11 protein-coding genes and 1 tRNA gene are annotated in these 15,176 nt (G+C 62.5%); 8 read left to right on the top strand and 4 right to left on the bottom strand.

Annotation, left to right across the window (positions count from 1 at the left end; all coding sequences use genetic code 11):
- Positions 1-10: 10 nt before the first annotated feature.
- The 3 genes from RO069_RS10765 to RO069_RS10775 form a co-directional block, all read right to left on the bottom strand.
- On the bottom strand, positions 11-2,683 hold the full coding sequence (locus tag RO069_RS10765; RefSeq protein ID WP_328187418.1) for a nitrate/nitrite transporter: 2,673 nt from the start codon (positions 2,681-2,683) through the stop codon (positions 11-13).
- 278 nt (positions 2,684-2,961) lie between these two features.
- Positions 2,962-3,627 carry a PAQR family membrane homeostasis protein TrhA gene (gene trhA / locus RO069_RS10770; RefSeq protein ID WP_328187420.1) on the bottom strand — a complete coding sequence of 222 codons (666 nt, stop codon included), beginning with the start codon at positions 3,625-3,627 and terminating at the stop codon, positions 2,962-2,964.
- Positions 3,628-3,903: 276 nt separating this feature from the next.
- Positions 3,904-4,611 (bottom strand): Crp/Fnr family transcriptional regulator, encoded by a 708-nt coding sequence (locus tag RO069_RS10775; RefSeq protein ID WP_328187422.1) that lies wholly within the window; start codon positions 4,609-4,611, stop codon positions 3,904-3,906.
- Positions 4,612-4,785: 174 nt separating this feature from the next.
- Between RO069_RS10775 and RO069_RS10780 the strand changes: the two genes are divergently transcribed.
- The 3 genes from RO069_RS10780 to RO069_RS10790 all read left to right on the top strand — a co-directional run bounded on the left by RO069_RS10780 (position 4,786) and on the right by RO069_RS10790 (position 7,425).
- Entirely contained in the window at positions 4,786-5,706 is a 921-nt protein-coding gene (locus tag RO069_RS10780; protein WP_328187424.1) for an AEC family transporter, read from the top strand.
- A gap of 129 nt (positions 5,707-5,835) precedes the next feature.
- The gene (locus RO069_RS10785; RefSeq protein WP_328187426.1) at positions 5,836-6,828 is read left to right on the top strand and encodes a Vgb family protein; all 993 of its coding nucleotides are present in this window, start codon (positions 5,836-5,838) and stop codon (positions 6,826-6,828) included.
- A gap of 141 nt (positions 6,829-6,969) precedes the next feature.
- Positions 6,970-7,425 (top strand): DUF2147 domain-containing protein, encoded by a 456-nt coding sequence (locus tag RO069_RS10790; protein ID WP_328187428.1) that lies wholly within the window; start codon positions 6,970-6,972, stop codon positions 7,423-7,425.
- Between the two features lie 31 nt (positions 7,426-7,456).
- Here the strand turns inward: RO069_RS10790 and RO069_RS10795 are convergent, their stop codons facing one another.
- Positions 7,457-8,488, bottom strand: a complete 1,032-nt coding sequence (locus tag RO069_RS10795) for a histone deacetylase family protein (protein WP_328187430.1) — start codon at positions 8,486-8,488, stop codon at positions 7,457-7,459.
- A gap of 165 nt (positions 8,489-8,653) precedes the next feature.
- On the opposite strand from RO069_RS10795, the gene RO069_RS10800 reads away from it, so the two are divergent.
- The 5 genes from RO069_RS10800 (at position 8,654) to RO069_RS10820 (ending at position 14,113) form a co-directional block, all read left to right on the top strand.
- Complete coding sequence (locus tag RO069_RS10800; RefSeq protein ID WP_328187431.1) at positions 8,654-10,087, top strand: thioredoxin family protein; 1,434 nt, start codon at positions 8,654-8,656, stop codon at positions 10,085-10,087.
- Complete coding sequence (locus RO069_RS10805; RefSeq protein WP_328187433.1) at positions 10,084-10,611, top strand: UGSC family (seleno)protein; 528 nt, start codon at positions 10,084-10,086, stop codon at positions 10,609-10,611. Before RO069_RS10800 ends, RO069_RS10805 begins: the two co-directional genes overlap by 4 nt.
- A 33-nt stretch (positions 10,612-10,644) precedes the next feature.
- Complete coding sequence (selA, locus tag RO069_RS10810; RefSeq protein WP_328187435.1) at positions 10,645-12,060, top strand: L-seryl-tRNA(Sec) selenium transferase; 1,416 nt, start codon at positions 10,645-10,647, stop codon at positions 12,058-12,060.
- On the top strand, positions 12,057-14,012 hold the full coding sequence (selB, locus tag RO069_RS10815; RefSeq protein WP_328187436.1) for a selenocysteine-specific translation elongation factor: 1,956 nt from the start codon (positions 12,057-12,059) through the stop codon (positions 14,010-14,012). Before selA ends, selB begins: the two co-directional genes overlap by 4 nt.
- 5 nt (positions 14,013-14,017) lie before the next feature.
- Positions 14,018-14,113: transfer RNA gene (locus RO069_RS10820), tRNA-Sec, on the top strand.
- Positions 14,114-15,176 lie beyond the last annotated feature (1,063 nt).

Below are 15,176 nucleotides of genomic sequence, written 5' to 3' on the forward strand. Positions count from 1 at the left end.
ATGGTGTGTATCAACAGGGAGAGGGTGCGTTCTTCCTGGCGTAGAACCACCAGGTGACCAGCAAACAACTGACGTAGAAAGCAATGAAACCGACGAGTGCCGCCGCCACGCCGCCCGTCAGGTCGATGGAGGAACCATAGGCCTTGGGAATGAAGAATCCGCCATACGCGGCAAAGGCGGAGATGAAGCCGAGCACCGCCGCGGACTCCCGATTGGCGGCCTTCTGGGCCTCCTCCGGCTTGCCGGGCATCTCGCGCCCCAGCAGGTTGCGGAAGATCACCGGTACCATGCGGAAGGTGGATCCATTGCCAATGCCGGTTGCCACGAAAAGTACCAGGAAGCAGCCGAAGAAGCCCCAGAAGCTGCCCGGGGTCAGTTCGTTGGGCAGGAAGAACAACACGCCGAACACGCCAGCAATCATGACCGCGAAGGTCCACAGGGTAACGGTGGCACCGCCCAGCCTGTCGGCGAGGACGCCGCCGAGGGGGCGGGCCAGGGCGCCCACCAGTGGCCCCAGGAAGGCGTACTTCACCGGGTCCACGTCCGGGAACTGCATGCCCGAAAGCAGGGGGAAGCCGGCGGCAAAGCCGATAAAGCTGCCGAACATGCCCAGGTAGAGCCAGCACATCAGCCAGTTGTCCTTGCGTCTGAAAATCACCGCCTGCTCCCTGAAGCTGGCCTTGGCGTCGGCAATGTCGTTCATGCCGAACCAGGCGGCCACACTGCCCAGGATGATCAGCGGTACCCACAGGAAGGCGGCGTTCTGCAGCCAAAGCGGCTCACCGGCGTTGGCCCCCTGCTGGATGATCAGTGGTTCGCCGCCAATGGGGCCGAACAGGCTGATGGCAATCACCAGCGGCCCCAGCAGTTGCATGCCGGATACCCCCAGGTTACCCAGCCCGGCATTCATGCCCATGGCGCCACCTTTCCGGGCCTGCGGATAGAAGAAGCTGATATTCGCCATGCTGGAGGCAAAGTTACCGCCACCGAAACCGCATAGCAGTGCCAGGATCAGCATGATCAGGTAGGGCGTATCGGTATTCTGGATGGCAAAGCCGATCCACAGGCAGGGCAGCAGCAGCGAGGCCGTGGAAATGGCCGTCCAGCGCCGCCCCCCGAAGATGGGCACCATAAAACTGTAGAAGATCCGCAGGGTGGCGCCGGAAAGGGCGGGCAGTGCCGCCAGCCAGAACAGCTGGTTCGAGCTGTATTCGAAGCCCAGCTGGGGCATCTTCACCACCAGGATGCTCCAGATGGTCCACACCGCAAAGGCGAGGAACAGGTTGGGAATGGAAATCCACAGATTGCGCTTGGCAATATGCCTGCCCCTGGCCTCCCAGAATTCGGGATCTTCCGGGCGCCAGTCCTCAAGCACGAAGGCGTTGGGCGTGGACAGTTCCGGCAGGTCGGTCTTCTCTTCCCGGGCGGTCCATTCGATGCGTTCGGCACTGCGGATGGCGTAGTGCATCCAGGCCAGGGCACCGGCAACAATCACGAAAAGCAGCATGAATGTGCTCTGGTAGACGCCGATCACGTCATTGAGCATGCCGAAGGTGAGGGGCAGGAAAAAGCCGCCCAGGCCGCCGATCATGCCAACCACGCCACCGACGGCGCCCACGCTCTTCGGGTAGTAGACCGGAATATGCTTGAACACCGCGGCCTTGCCCAGGGACATGAAAAAGCCCAGTACGAACGTCAGCACCACGAAACCAGCCAGGCTCATGGACAGACTGAAACTGATCTCGCCGTGAATACCATGCACCACGTACTCGGTGGGAGGGTAGCTGAGCAGGAAGGTGCAGATGGCCGATGCGATAAAGGTCCAGTACATCACCCGGCGGGCGCCGTACCTGTCGGACATCCATCCCCCCAGGATGCGGAACAGGGAGGCGGGAATGGTGTACAGGGCGGCAATGATACCGGCGGTCTTGATATCCAGGCCGTAGACCTGGATCAGGTAATGGGGCAGCCACAGGGCCAGGGCCACGAAGGCTCCGAACACGAAGAAGTAGTACAGGGAGAATCGCCACACCCGTAGGTCAGCCAGTGGACTGAGCTGGGCCAGGAACGACTGCTTACGGCGCTCCGCCCGTTCTTCCGCCAGCGGGTCCTCCTTCGCCAGGAACAGGAAGGCCACCCCCATCACCGCCATGACAGTGGCGTAGACCAGGGCGGTGTTCTGCCAACCCAGCGCCACCAGCAGGAAGGGCGCGCCGAAGTTGGTAATGGCCGCGCCCACGTTGCCGGCACCGAAGATGCCCAGGGCCGTGCCCTGCTTGCCGGGCTCGAACCAGGCCGAGGTATAGGTTACCCCCACGATGAAGCCGCCACCGGCCAGGCCGACACCCAGGGCGCCAACCAGCAGCAGGTAATAGCTGTTGGCAAAGGTGAGCAGGTAGACACAGGCAGCGGTGATCAGCATCAGCAGGCTGAATACCTTGCGACCGCCGAACCGGTCGGTCCAGATGCCCAGGAATAGCCGGCTGATGGAGCCCGTCAGGATGGGGGTGGCCATCAGCAGGCCGAGCTGGGTATCGGACAGTCCGAAATCCTGCTTGAGCTTGATGCCGATGATGGAAAAGATGGTCCACACCGCAAAACACAGGGTGAAGGCGAAGGTGGATATGGCCAGGGCCCGGTTCTGGCCCCGCTTATCCAGTGCGTCCGATGTCACCATATTCATGCACTCCAGGTGGCTGTTTTGATAGGGTCTGTGGAGACTCTAGTCAGCCCCTGGAGTACGGAAATTGATAAATGACAAGGACGACTGTCGCCACCTGGTGTTGGCAATGAGGATGCCGGTGCGGGAGGTTTTTCTGCCGTTTTAGTTCTTTAATAACAGTAGGTTGCAGCGTGTACCCCGGTAGTGGTAGCCAGTCAGGCGCATCGGATAATAAGAGGTAGCCACTCATAGTCGTGGCACGACAGCCCGCGGGTGGTCCGCATGGGACCACCCCGGGGTCAGGTGGTATGGGGCAGGACGCCGAGGTAGATGGCGCTGAAATGACAGGCGCTGCCGCCAATCACGAACAGGTGCCACACCGCATGCATGTAGGGGATGCGGTCCATCAGGTAGAAGATCACCCCGATGGTGTAAACCAGGCCGCCGGCAATGATCAGCCTCAGTCCGGTCTCACTGAGACTGTTCATCAGGTCGGCGGAAGCGAACACGATCAGCCAGCCCATGGCCAGGTAGATACCCACCCGAACCAGCCTGAACCGGTGTTTGAAGATTATCTTCAGGACCACGCCGGTAACGGCCAGTGACCAGATAATGGAAAAGAAGGTCCACCCCACAGTCCCCCGCATGTTAACCAGCAGGAAGGGCGTATAGGTGCCCGCGATGAGCAGGAAAATGGCACAGTGGTCCAGGGTCTTGAAGGTCGACCTGAGTTTCGGGCTGCGGCTGCCGTGGTAGAAGGCGGACGCCAGGTACAGCAGGATCAGGGTGGCACCAAAGATACTGAAACTCACCACCTTCCAGACATCGCCAAGCTGGCCGGCAGCGATGATCAGGGCCGCCGTTCCGATGACACTGAGGATGGCACCGATGCCATGGGTGGCGCTGTTAAGCCATTCCTCGATGCGATCATGGATGGTTGTGGGGCGGGATTCGATAATGGTCATGACGTTGTCTTACCGGGCTGCACGGGTGCGAAATATGTTGAGTGAGGTTATCACAGTTCGCGCAGCGAACACGGGTTGGGCGGCGGCGTGTTGTCCCTTCTGTTGCGACAGGTACCCTCCCCGGCAAATCCCTTGATCTCGATAATGCGGTTTATTTACAGCGCTCTAGATATCAGCCGGCGATGCGATTGTTGATGGTTTCAGGGTGGTTAAAAAATCGTCAGTCACCGTGGCGTGACCCGGTTCGCGGTTAACCCGATGGTCATTTGAATGGGGCTACCTGGCGTTCTTCAGCCGTGAGAATGTTGCCGGCACCACCCCCAGCCAGGCCGCCAGTTGATTGTCCGGCACCCGCCGGACCAGCTCCGGATATTCCTCCAGCAACAACCGGTAGCGGTCCTTTGCCGGCATGGTCTGCTTGCGGAACTCCCGCATGCTGGTCAGTTCCGCCAGTTCTTCGGTCAGCGACAGGGCAAAGCGGGCCCAGGCGCCGTCGCCACGACTGGTGACGGCGGAGCGGAACGCCGGGAAGCTGGCCATCCACAGGGTGCAGTGGGTGACCGACGTCAGGCACAGGGTATTGCGCCTGGTCCGGGTACGACCGAACACCGGCCACACCAGGTCACCTTCCGAGAAGAAATGATGCACCGCGATTCGGCCGCTCGGCGCCTCGCGGTACAGGCGCATGACACCGTGCTGGATCAGGTAGACGTGGGACCAGGGGCTGTCATGCTGTTCCAGGGTGGTCTCCGGGTCCACCCGGCGAACCTGGAACAGCCGGGCCAGAACCTCCAGGTAGCGACGCTCCGGTGAGTCCGTCTGCCGGCTGTGCAGGCGGATACCAAATACCCGGCTCAGACTGTTCAGCAGCGCAAGGGACGGTTGGGGGCCGGCCTGCCGGGCAAATTCCGGCTGGCAGGAATCCAGCAGGCAGGGAGAGGATGCCGGTGGATTCGGGGCGCCGTGCTCGTGGGGATCGCTCATGGTTCGCATCAGCCTGGTCAAGAATGCAACAGGATTATTCCATTATGCCCGCCTTCCGTGAAATGACATAGATCATGTCCACTTTTCGACGGGGTACGGGGCGTGCCGGCGTGGCAACGGTGTTTCCCGACCTCGGGCAGGGGTACAATGGCGTCTTCCCAGACCGGAGACATCATGACCGCAGCCCTGGCCCTCCTATACAAACTCCTCCCGCTTTATATCACGGTTGCCCTGGGCTGGCTGGCCGGTCGTTACCTGGAGGCCAGTGGTCGCCATATCGCCGGCATCATGCTGTATATCGTGACGCCGTCCGTGGTGTTCTCCGGTGTCATGGCGGCGCCCCTGTCGCCGTCCGTCATCCTGCTGCCGTTTATCGTGTTCCTGATCTGCTCGGCCATCGGTCTTGCCCTCCTGTGGCTGGCCCGGCGGCTGCTGCACGACGGCAGTGCCAGTATCATTCCCCTGTCCGTGGGCACCGGCAATACCGGCTATTTCGGTATACCGGTGGCCCTGCTGCTGTTCGGCGAGCAGGGGCTGGCGCTGTATATCGTCTGCATGTTGGGCACCACCCTGTTCGAGAACTCCGTGGGCTTCTACCTGGCGGCCCGGGGGCGTTATGGCATTCGCGACGCCCTGGTAAGGGTAGCCCGGTTGCCGTCGGTGTACGCCTTCCTGCTGGCGGTGGTGCTGAACCTGTCCGGCATCGGGATCCCCCAGGTACTGGTGCCCCTGTTCGACAACCTGCGGGGCGCCTACAGTATCCTGGGCATGATGATCATCGGCATGGGCATCCTCAGTTTCCGGGGGCTGGCGGGCAATATCCGCTTCACCGGGCTGGCCTTTTCCGGCAAGTTCCTGGTCTGGCCTCTGGTGGCCCTGGGGCTGTGGTGGCTGGATGCCAGCGTGCTGGGCATCTACGATACCGCCGTCCACCAGGCCATCTTCCTGATCTCCATTACGCCCATTGCCGCCAATACCGTGGTGATTGCCACCCTGCTGGACACCGCGCCACGGCAGGCGGCCGGCACGGCATTGCTCAGCACGCTGTTTGCGCTGGTGTTTATCCCGGTGATGGTGGCCGTGGTCATGCCCTGATCCGCTCAGGAGGGGGGAACTTGCCCGCCATCTTTCAGCCAGACCTTTCGTACTATAGTGAGTCAAAGACAGTGGAGTGAACCAAAGACAGTGGATTGAACCAAAGGACCTGCTCCAGGGAGAACGACGATGAAACGTACACTCTGTGTTCTAGCCATAATGACAGCGGCCTGGTCGGTGCTGCCGGCGCAGGCGGAAACCCCCGCCACCCCGGCGCTGAAGGAATGGAAGGTTCCCTGGGACAACACCCGCCCCCGGGACCCCTGGGTGGGCCCGCAGGAGAACACCATCTGGTTCGTGGGGCAGGCCGGTGACTACGTGGCCACCCTGAACCCGGAAACCGGTGACCTGAAACGCTACCGCCTGGACCCGGGCACCGGCCCCCACAACGTCATCGCCGATGAACGCGGCGCCTTCTATGCCGGCAACCAGGCGGAACATATCGGCCTGATCGACCCGGAAACCGGCGACATCCGCAAGTTCAAACCCCACGGGGATGGACCCAAGGATGTGCACACCATGGCCTTCGACTCCAACGGCGATATTTTCTTTACGGAGCAGGGCGGCAACCGCATCGGCTGGCTGGACGTGGACCAGCACGACTTCCGCATGTTCGATGTGGAAACCGAATGGGCCCGACCCTACGGCATTGTGGTCAGCCAGGAGAACCGGCCGTGGGTGGCGCTGTTCGGTACCAACAAGCTGGCCACGGTGGACGCGAAAGGAGAGATCCACGAGGTTGAGCTGCCCAGGGAGGGCGCCCGTCCGCGGCGGCTGGATATTACCGACGATGGTCAGCTCTGGTATGTGGACTACGCGGAGGGTTTCCTGGGCCGGTACGAGATCAGCAGCGGCGACATCCAGGAATGGCCGATTCCCGGTGGTGCTGACGCCCGCCCTTACGCCATGGCACTGGATGACCAGGGGAGGCCCTGGTTTGTGGAAACCGGCGACAATCCCAACCGCCTGATCGGGTTTGACCCGGAGACGGAGACCTTCTCCGAGCCGGCCACTATTCCCAGCGGGGGAGGCACCGTTCGCCATATGGTATTCGACCCCGAGGAAAGGGCGTTCTGGTTCGGCACCGACACCAACACGGTGGTGCGGGCAACGCTGCAATAACACCAACAACGCCAGGGCAGGCGGGTTGTCTGCCCTGGATTCAGGTTGTGCGAAAAGGGTCTGGAAATTCCCGTGCGTGCCCGATATTCTTGCCGTACTCCCGCTGAAGACGGGAATAACAAAAACAATGAGATCCGCACCATGAAGACCAAACTGAATGTGCTGACCGCCATGGCGGTTGTCCTGTCCTTCCTTGCTGTCCGCGAAGCCTACGCGGCCGATCCACAAGGCCTCTGGAATACCGAAGACGACAGCGCCCAGGTACAGCTTGAATCCTGTGGTGATGAGCTGTGCGGCCACATCGTCTGGCTGGAGGAACCCCTGGATGACGAGGGTAACCCCAAAGTCGACGCCGAAAACCCGGAACCCGAGCTCCGTGACCGTCCCATCGAAGGCCTGAAGATCGTCTGGGGCCTCAAGGCCAGTGGCGATGGCGAAACCTGGGAAGACGGCCAGGTCTACGACCCGGAAAGCGGCAAGACCTACAACGCCAAGGTGTCCCTGGAAGAGCCCGATACCCTGGAGTTGCGGGGGTATGTAGGCGTGCCGCTGTTTGGGCGGACGTCGACCTGGACCCGGGCGGAGTCAGCTCGATAACCACGCCTGACGGGCTACGAAGATAGGCTGGTCAGGGCGACCGATCGAACCCTGCCAGCACGTTCGCCACGTTCACCCCAATCGCATCCACGTCGTATCCACCCTCCATGGTGATTACGGTCGGCAGCCCAAGCTGACCCAGTCGTTCCCCCACTTCCAGGTAGTCCTCTGATTTCAGCCTGAAGAACGAAATCGGATCCCCCTCGAAGGTATCCACGCCCAGCGGTACCACCAGCGCGTCCGGCTGGAACTCGGCAATACGCCGGCAGGCGGTTTCCAGCCCTTCCCGCCATTGGCTGAACGGCGTTCCGGGTGGATAGACGATGTTCAGGTTATAGCCTTCACCATCCCCTTCGCCGGTTTCATCTTCGTACCCCAGGAAGTGGGGGAACACCCGATCCGGGTCGCCGTGGAGGCTGATGGTCAGCACATCGCTGCGATCATAGAAAATGCTCTGGGTGCCGTTGCCATGGTGGAAGTCCACATCCAGGATGGCCACCCGTTTGGCACCCTGGTCCAGGAACGCCTGGGCGACGATGCCGGCATTGTTGAAGAAGCAGTAGCCGCCGAACAGGTCCGCCGCCGCGTGGTGGCCAGGTGGGCGGCACAGGGCGAAGGCGGCGCGTTCGCCGTTGGCGACCAGTTTCCGGGCGGTGAGGGCGACGTCCACCGACGCCCGGGCGGCTTCCCAGGTGCCGTCGGTAATGGAGGTGTCCGCTCCCAACGCGTAGTAGCCCAGCCTGCCATCAATGTCGGACGTTGGCCGCTGGCGCATGCCCCGGGCGGGCCAGAACTGGGGGATGGCCTCGCCGGGTTTGCCTGCAGACGACCACTCCTGCCAGCAGGTTTCCAGGAAGGACACGTACTTCGGGGTGTGAATGCGGAGAATCGGCTCCAGTCCGAAGGCGTCAGGTTTGACAATCTCCCCCAACGCCTGATCCGTTACGCGCCGCAGGATGGTCTCGGCGCGGGACGGACGCTCGTGGGGTTCGATCAGCAGGCCGCCGTCCAGCTCTGAGGTGGCGGTACGGCGATGGTGCAGGGGAGAGTAGACGGTCTTCATGGGCCTTCCTGTCGGTTTCCATTGGAAGATACTGTTTCACAGGCCCGGCCCGATCTCAATTGGGTTAATTTTTCGGACAAGCGCTCGATTTTTGGCGGGCGCTTGCTATGCTGTGGTCCTATACGAATGGACAACAAGACCCGGAAACCGGGCGGAACCCTGACTATGCCCCCATTACCCGATGGCCTGATTGTGGTCGCCAAGCGTGACTGCCCGACATGCCAACTGATCGAACCCCTGCTGGCGGACATTGACCGCGAGGCCGGGCCGCTGACCGTCTACTCCCAGGATGATCCGACGTTTGCTGAAGGCGTCGCAGGTGCCCAGCATGACGCCACGCTTGAACACTCCTTTCGCCTGAACACCGAGTTCGTGCCCACCCTGATCCGGGTCGAGAACGGCCAGGAAGTGGAACGCACCTACGGCTGGCACCGGGAAGACTGGCAGAAGCTGACCGGCATCGCCGGGCTGGGCAACGACCTGCCCCTGATGCGCCCCGGCTGCGGCTCCAAAACCCTGGAACCGGGCATTGCCGAGAAACTGGAGCTGCAGTTCGGCGATACCCGCCTGAGTGCCCGCGAGATTGACACCGATGCCGACGACCTGATCGAAGCCTGCTACGAGCGGGGCTGGAGCGATGGCCTGCCGGTGGTGCCGCCGACACCGGAACGGGTGCTGCGGATGCTCAAGGGCACCGACCGGGATCCGGCCGAGGAAATCGGCCTGGTACCACCGGACCTGGCGCCCTGCACCGTGGAGAAGGTGGCCATTAACGCCGTCATGGCCGGCTGCAAACCCGAGTACATGCCGGTGGTGCTGGCGGCCCTGGAAGCGGCGCTCACCGACGAGTTCGGCCTCCATGGCCTGCTGTGCACCACCATGTTCGCCGGCCCAATGATCATTGTTAATGGCCCGGTGGCGAAATCCATCGGTATGAACTCCGGTGGCAACGCCCTGGGGCAGGGCAATCGCGCCAACGCCACCATTGGCCGCGCCCTGCAACTGATCGTCCGCAATGTGGGGGGTGGCCGTCCCGGCGAGATCGACCGGGCCACCCTGGGCACGCCGGGCAAGTACACCTTCTGTTTTGCCGAAGCGGAGGACAGCGAATGGCTGCCGCTGGCGGAGGAGCGGGGCGTGCCCTCCGGCAACTCCGCCGTCACCCTGTTTGCGGCGGAGGGCGTGCAGGGCATCGTCGACCAGAAGTCCCGCAACCCGGAATCCCTGGCCAGGTCCTTTGCCCTGGCCCTGAGGGCGGTGGATCATCCCAAGATGGCCATGGCCGGCGACGCGGTGCTGGTGGTCTCGCCGGAACACAGCCGGGTATTCATTGAGGCGGGCTGGACCAAGGCCCGTTTGCTCCAGGAACTGGAAAGCCTGCTCCAGTTCCCCGGCGAGGAAATGGTCGCCGGCGCGGGCGGCATCGCCGAGGGCATCCCGGAGCAGTTCCGGGACAAGACCGTGCCCAAGTTCCGCCCCGGCGGCTTGCTGATTGTCCGGGCTGGCGGCACCGCCGGCCTGTTTTCTGCCGTGATTGCCGGCTGGGCCGCGTCCGGTCCGGTCGGTTCCAGTCCTGTAACCAGAGAGGTGAAGGTATGACACACACAAGCGTGATGCTCGACCCTACGGGCGAGCTGTCACCCGCGGTGAGGGCCAGGCTGGCCCGCCCCGACAGCCTGGCGGGCAAGACCGTCGGACTGCTGGATATCTCCAAGCCGCGGGGTGACGTGTTCCTGGACCGCATCGAGGAACGTCTCGGTGCCATGGAGGTGACCGTCAAACGCTACCGCAAGCCCACGTTCACCCGGGTCGCGCCCACCGAGCTGAAGCAACAGATGGCCGGTGAGATAGACCTGGTGGTGGAAGGGCTTGCCGACTGAGGTTCCTGCACGTCGTGTTGTACACATGACATCGCAGACCTGGAAGGTCGCAACATCCCGGGCGTAGGCGTTGCCTCCAGCGAATTCATCCAGGCCGCGGCGGCCCAGTCGAAAACCCTGGGCTTCGAGCCGGCCATGGTGTTCGTGGGTCACCCGATACAGGACCGCACCGATGACGAGATGCGGGCGCTGGCGGATGAGGCCCTGGAGGAGATTGTCCGGCTACTGACTCACACGGAGTAAACGTTCCTGGTTCCGCCAGGAACGGCGGAACCAATGACTTCTTCTGAATCCATTTCGACGGAGGATGTTCGGCTACGGCCACCCTCTGTAGACCAACTCCTTGCCTGGCCAGTCATGGCCCGGCTCAGTGCTATCCATGGCCGCCCGCTGGTGCTGGAAGCCGTGCGCAATTTGCTGGCGCAGTGGCGCGAGCAGGCGGAGCCCTTTAACGACACCGATTTCGCCGCCGACGTGGAACAGTCGGTGCTGTCCACCGTATCCCCCTCCCAGCGCCGGGTGTTCAACCTCACCGGTACCGTGCTGCACACCAACCTCGGCCGCGCGCCCCTGCCACAGGAAGCCATCGAGGCCATGGTGGCGGTGGCCTCCGGTGCCTCCAACCTGGAATTCGATCTGGAGAAAGGCAAGCGCGGTGACCGGGACGACCATGTGGAAGACTGGGTCTGCCGCCTGACCGGCGCCGAGGCCGCCACCGTGGTCAACAACAACGTCGCCGCCGTGCTGCTGGTACTCAATACCCTGGCCCGGCGCAAGGAAGTGGTTGTGTCCCGGGGCGAGCTGATCGAGATCGGCGGCGCCTTCCGTCTGCCGGACATCATGGCCCGGGCCGGCTGCAAGCTCCATGAAGTAGGCACCACCAACCGGACCCATCCCCGGGATTTCGAGGAAGGCATCAGCAGCCGGACGGGCCTGCTGATGAAAGCCCATACCAGCAATTACCGCATCGAAGGTTTTACCGCCGAGGTAGCGGAAGCCGACCTGGCCACCATCGCCCACACCCACCAGATCCCCCTGGCGGTGGACCTGGGCAGCGGCAGTCTGCTGGACATGACCACCCTGGGCCTGCCCGCCGAGCCCACAGTGCGGGGTACCCTGGAGCAGGGCGTCGACGTGGTCACCTTCAGCGGTGACAAGCTGCTGGGCGGTCCCCAGGCGGGCATCATCGCCGGCCGTCGGGACCTGATCGCGAAGATCAGGAAGAACCCCCTGAAACGGGCCCTGCGCTGCGACAAACAGACCCTCGCGGCCCTGGAAGCGGTGCTGCGCCTGTACGGCAATCCCGACATCGTGGCCCAACGGGTGCCCGCCCTGCGGCTGCTGTCCCGCCCGGAACCCGCCATCCGGCAGACCGCTGACACCCTCATCGGGCCGCTGTCCCGGTGGGCCGGGCAGGACTGGCACCTGGATGTCACCGAGGTCCGAAGCCAGATCGGCAGTGGTTCGCTGCCCCTGGACCTGCTGCCCAGCGCCGCCGTGCGGCTGACGCCCCAGGGTGGCAACAAACGCCACCGTGGCCGGCAGCTCAAGGCACTGTCCTCGCGCCTGCGCCAGTTGCCCATCCCCGTGATCGGACGTATCGCCGATGAGGCGCTGTTGCTGGATTGCCGTTGCCTGGAGGACGCCGGGCCTCTGGTTGCCCAGCTAGAGGCCGGGGGCAGCGAGCCGTGATTGTGGCCACCGCCGGCCATGTGGACCATGGCAAGACCACCCTGATCCACGCCCTGACCGGTGAGGACACCGACCGCCTGGCAGAGGAAAAGCGTCGCGGCCTGACCATCGACCTGGGGTTCGCCTGGGCGCGGACCGAGGCCGGGGCCTGGATCGGCTTTGTGGATGTGCCGGGCCACGAAAAGTTCATCCGCAACATGGTGGCCGGGGTGACGGCGGTGGATGCGGTGATGCTGGTAGTGGCGGCGGACGACGGCCCCATGCCCCAGACCCGGGAGCATCTTGCCATCCTGGACCTGCTGGGCGTCACCAACGGCCTGGTGGCGCTGACCCGGGCGGACCGGGTGACCCCCGAGCGCCTTGAGGAGGTCAGGACCGAAGTGACCACACTCTTGGCCGATACCGGTCTGGCGGGGGCGCCGCTGTTTCCCGTATCCGGAATCACCGGTGATGGCGTGCCAGCATTGCAGGCGTGGCTGGCGGAGCAGGCCGCTGAACGATCAGAGCAACCGGCGCCGCCCGAGGCAGGGGCACGACTGGTGGTGGACCGCAGTTTTACCGTCAAGGGCAGCGGTTGCGTGGTGACCGGCACGCTGACCGACGGTTGCCTGCACCGGGAGGATGCCCTCACGGTCGCCCCATCCGGGATCAAGGTACGTATCCGCGGGCTCCAGATGCACGGTGAGGATGTGGAACAGGTACCTGCGGGCAGCCGCTGTGCCGTGAACCTGTCCGGCAATATCGACCGCGACGGGATCAGCCGGGGCGACTGGCTGGTGGCTCCCTGGTTGTACCAGCCCACGGACCGGCTGGACGTACGGCTGACCTTGCAGCCCGGGGCCCGGTTACATCGCGGTGCGCTTGTGATGCATATCGGCGCTGCCGCTGTCAGTGGTCGGGTGGTGGTACTCGCGTTAGGTGAAGATGCTTCGCCGCTGCTCGCCCAACTGATGCTGTCCGCCCCGGTGCAGGCCTGTGTCGGGGACCGGGTCATCCTGCGGGACCCGGCCATGAACGTAACGCTGGGCGGCGGTGAGGTGCTGGATCCGTTCGGTCTGCAGCGGGGGCGATCGTCGGCGAGCCGCACACAACTGCTGGCGGCCCTGTCGGCCAGCCGGGATGCAACCGGCCGTCTGCACGCCCGGTTGCAGGCGCTGGCACAGGGTGTGGACCTGGACCAATTCGCCAGGGCCAACAACCTGACCGACGACCGACTGCAGGAACTGCTGGGGCGGCTGCGCCCAATGGTGATCCGGGCGGGGCATCAACGTCTTGCCTTTGCCGCAGAACACTGGACGGGGTTGCAGTCACGCCTGCTGGAGCGCCTGGACCAGTGGCACCGGGACTACCCGGACCGGATCGGCCCCACGGAAGCGGAACTGACCCACCTGCCGGGCCCGCCTCTGGACCAGCCGGTACGTCACCGACTGCTGCAGGCACTGATCGATCAGGGGGAACTGAGCCGCAGCGGCTTTCGCTTCCGCCGACCGGACTACCGTCCCAGGCTGGAGCCCACCGATCAGGCTTTGCTGGAACGGGTGCTGGACCAACTGGAGGGCACCGGCCTGAAACCGCCGATTGCCGGTGAACTGGCGGAAGCCCTGGGCCTGACACGGGACGACATGCTGGCCTTCCTGGAGCGAATGGATCGCCTGGGCCAGCTGGTCGCCGTGGCACCCAACCGGTTCTACCGACCGGAATCCGTGGCGGAGCTGGCGGCCATCGCGGTAGAACTGGCGGAACAGTCACCCACAGGCGCGTTCGACGCCCGCGCCTACCGGGACCGCTCCGGCATCGGCCGCCGCCTGACCGTCAGCGTACTGGAATACCTGGACCGTGCCGGCGTTACCGCCTTCATCAACGAGGAACGCCGGCTACAACCGGCCTACCGCCAGCGGCAGGCGGTCACCCTCTCACACAACGAGGAAACCGGTTACACTGCCGAACCCTGAACAATGGAAGGGGATCGCTTCCCGGTGGAGCGCCCGGACTTCAAATCCGGTGAGGTGCGCAACGCGCGCCTGGTGGGTTCGACTCCCATACCCTTCCGCCATTTATTGTCTTTCTCACGCAGACGCCAAGCGCCCTGCCCGGTCAGCGATTGAGCCGAAGCAGTGAGCAAAGATCGTTCTCTCCAGTCGGGCAAAAATGATCATAGCGACTATGATCTGTGGGAAAGTTGTTAAATCTGGAAAAAAATGGGAGTTATCATGGTCTTGGTCAGCTAATCGGCTACCATGGATATGAGTCGCGGCGTCCGTTTTGCCGGTGGTTTAAATTGGGTGCTTTTCGACTAATGCTGTGATTTAAAGTTGGTTTTTAAGGTTTTTCAGCAATTCGGCACCGTGCATAGTAGTCGCCGACGAAGTGGTCTTCCGGGCTCATATACACATGTTAGGACAATCATGGCTTCGACGTACATAGCCCAAAATTGGCTTCCAAGCGGCTGTTTCAACTGTGAAGGGGTGCTTGACGACTACGAAGGCTTTCGAATCTTGGCAAGGGGCGAAAATCTCTCCTCCCCTATGTATCGGATCTTGTTTGACTGCGTCGTTGCTTACTCATCAATTGAAGAATCCAGCAGTTTCAATGACGCAAGGAGGGGCCCTGGGATCACTGCTGATGGTTGTTGCTTTAAGGTAGGTGACTCTTGGTATCTTGATGAGCTACACCATATCTCTTCTGGCGTGCGAAAAGGAGAGGACATACGTCACTATGCATTTTACTTTTCAAATCAATGCATAGACGTTTTAGCCTATGATCAGCCAAAGGTGGAAAATCTCTGTGAGTAGCGTGCCTTGCCCTAACAAGTCAATGTTGTCGGACAATTTCTCCGCGGCTTCGCCGCTCCAAAATTGCCGCAAATTTTGACGTTGAGGCTGTAGAAAAAGGTCGAAGGCCTATTTCGAGTCGAAATTGATCAATAAATGATCTAAAAATAGGGCCTACTCTTGAAATCTGGAACACTTATATGGCCGAAAACACATTCAGATTTTACGTAGGAGCGCGATCAAAAATAGGGGCGGGACTTTTTCTACAGCCCCGTTAGCGGCGTAAGGAGATCCCCCTCTGTCAGCCTAGTTGTCCAGTTGGCTATTTCGCCTGATTTTAATAAT

Origin of the sequence: Marinobacter sp. OP 3.4, assembly GCF_036224885.1 — a bacterium.
GTDB lineage: Bacteria > Pseudomonadota > Gammaproteobacteria > Pseudomonadales > Oleiphilaceae > Marinobacter.

Excerpts from the sequence above, each read along its gene's own strand:
- RO069_RS10775 (WP_328187422.1), bottom strand. The coding sequence starts at position 4,611 with ATGAGCGATCCCCACGAGCACGGCGCCCCGAATCCACCGGCATCCTCT.
- RO069_RS10790 (WP_328187428.1), top strand. The coding sequence starts at position 6,970 with ATGAAGACCAAACTGAATGTGCTGACCGCCATGGCGGTTGTCCTGTCC.
- trhA (WP_328187420.1), bottom strand. The coding sequence starts at position 3,627 with ATGACCATTATCGAATCCCGCCCCACAACCATCCATGATCGCATCGAG.
- RO069_RS10795 (WP_328187430.1), bottom strand. The coding sequence starts at position 8,488 with ATGAAGACCGTCTACTCTCCCCTGCACCATCGCCGTACCGCCACCTCA.
- RO069_RS10785 (WP_328187426.1), top strand. The coding sequence starts at position 5,836 with ATGAAACGTACACTCTGTGTTCTAGCCATAATGACAGCGGCCTGGTCG.
- RO069_RS10800 (WP_328187431.1), top strand. The coding sequence starts at position 8,654 with ATGCCCCCATTACCCGATGGCCTGATTGTGGTCGCCAAGCGTGACTGC.
- RO069_RS10765 (WP_328187418.1), bottom strand. The coding sequence starts at position 2,683 with ATGAATATGGTGACATCGGACGCACTGGATAAGCGGGGCCAGAACCGG.
- RO069_RS10780 (WP_328187424.1), top strand. The coding sequence starts at position 4,786 with ATGACCGCAGCCCTGGCCCTCCTATACAAACTCCTCCCGCTTTATATC.
- selA (WP_328187435.1), top strand. The coding sequence starts at position 10,645 with ATGACTTCTTCTGAATCCATTTCGACGGAGGATGTTCGGCTACGGCCA.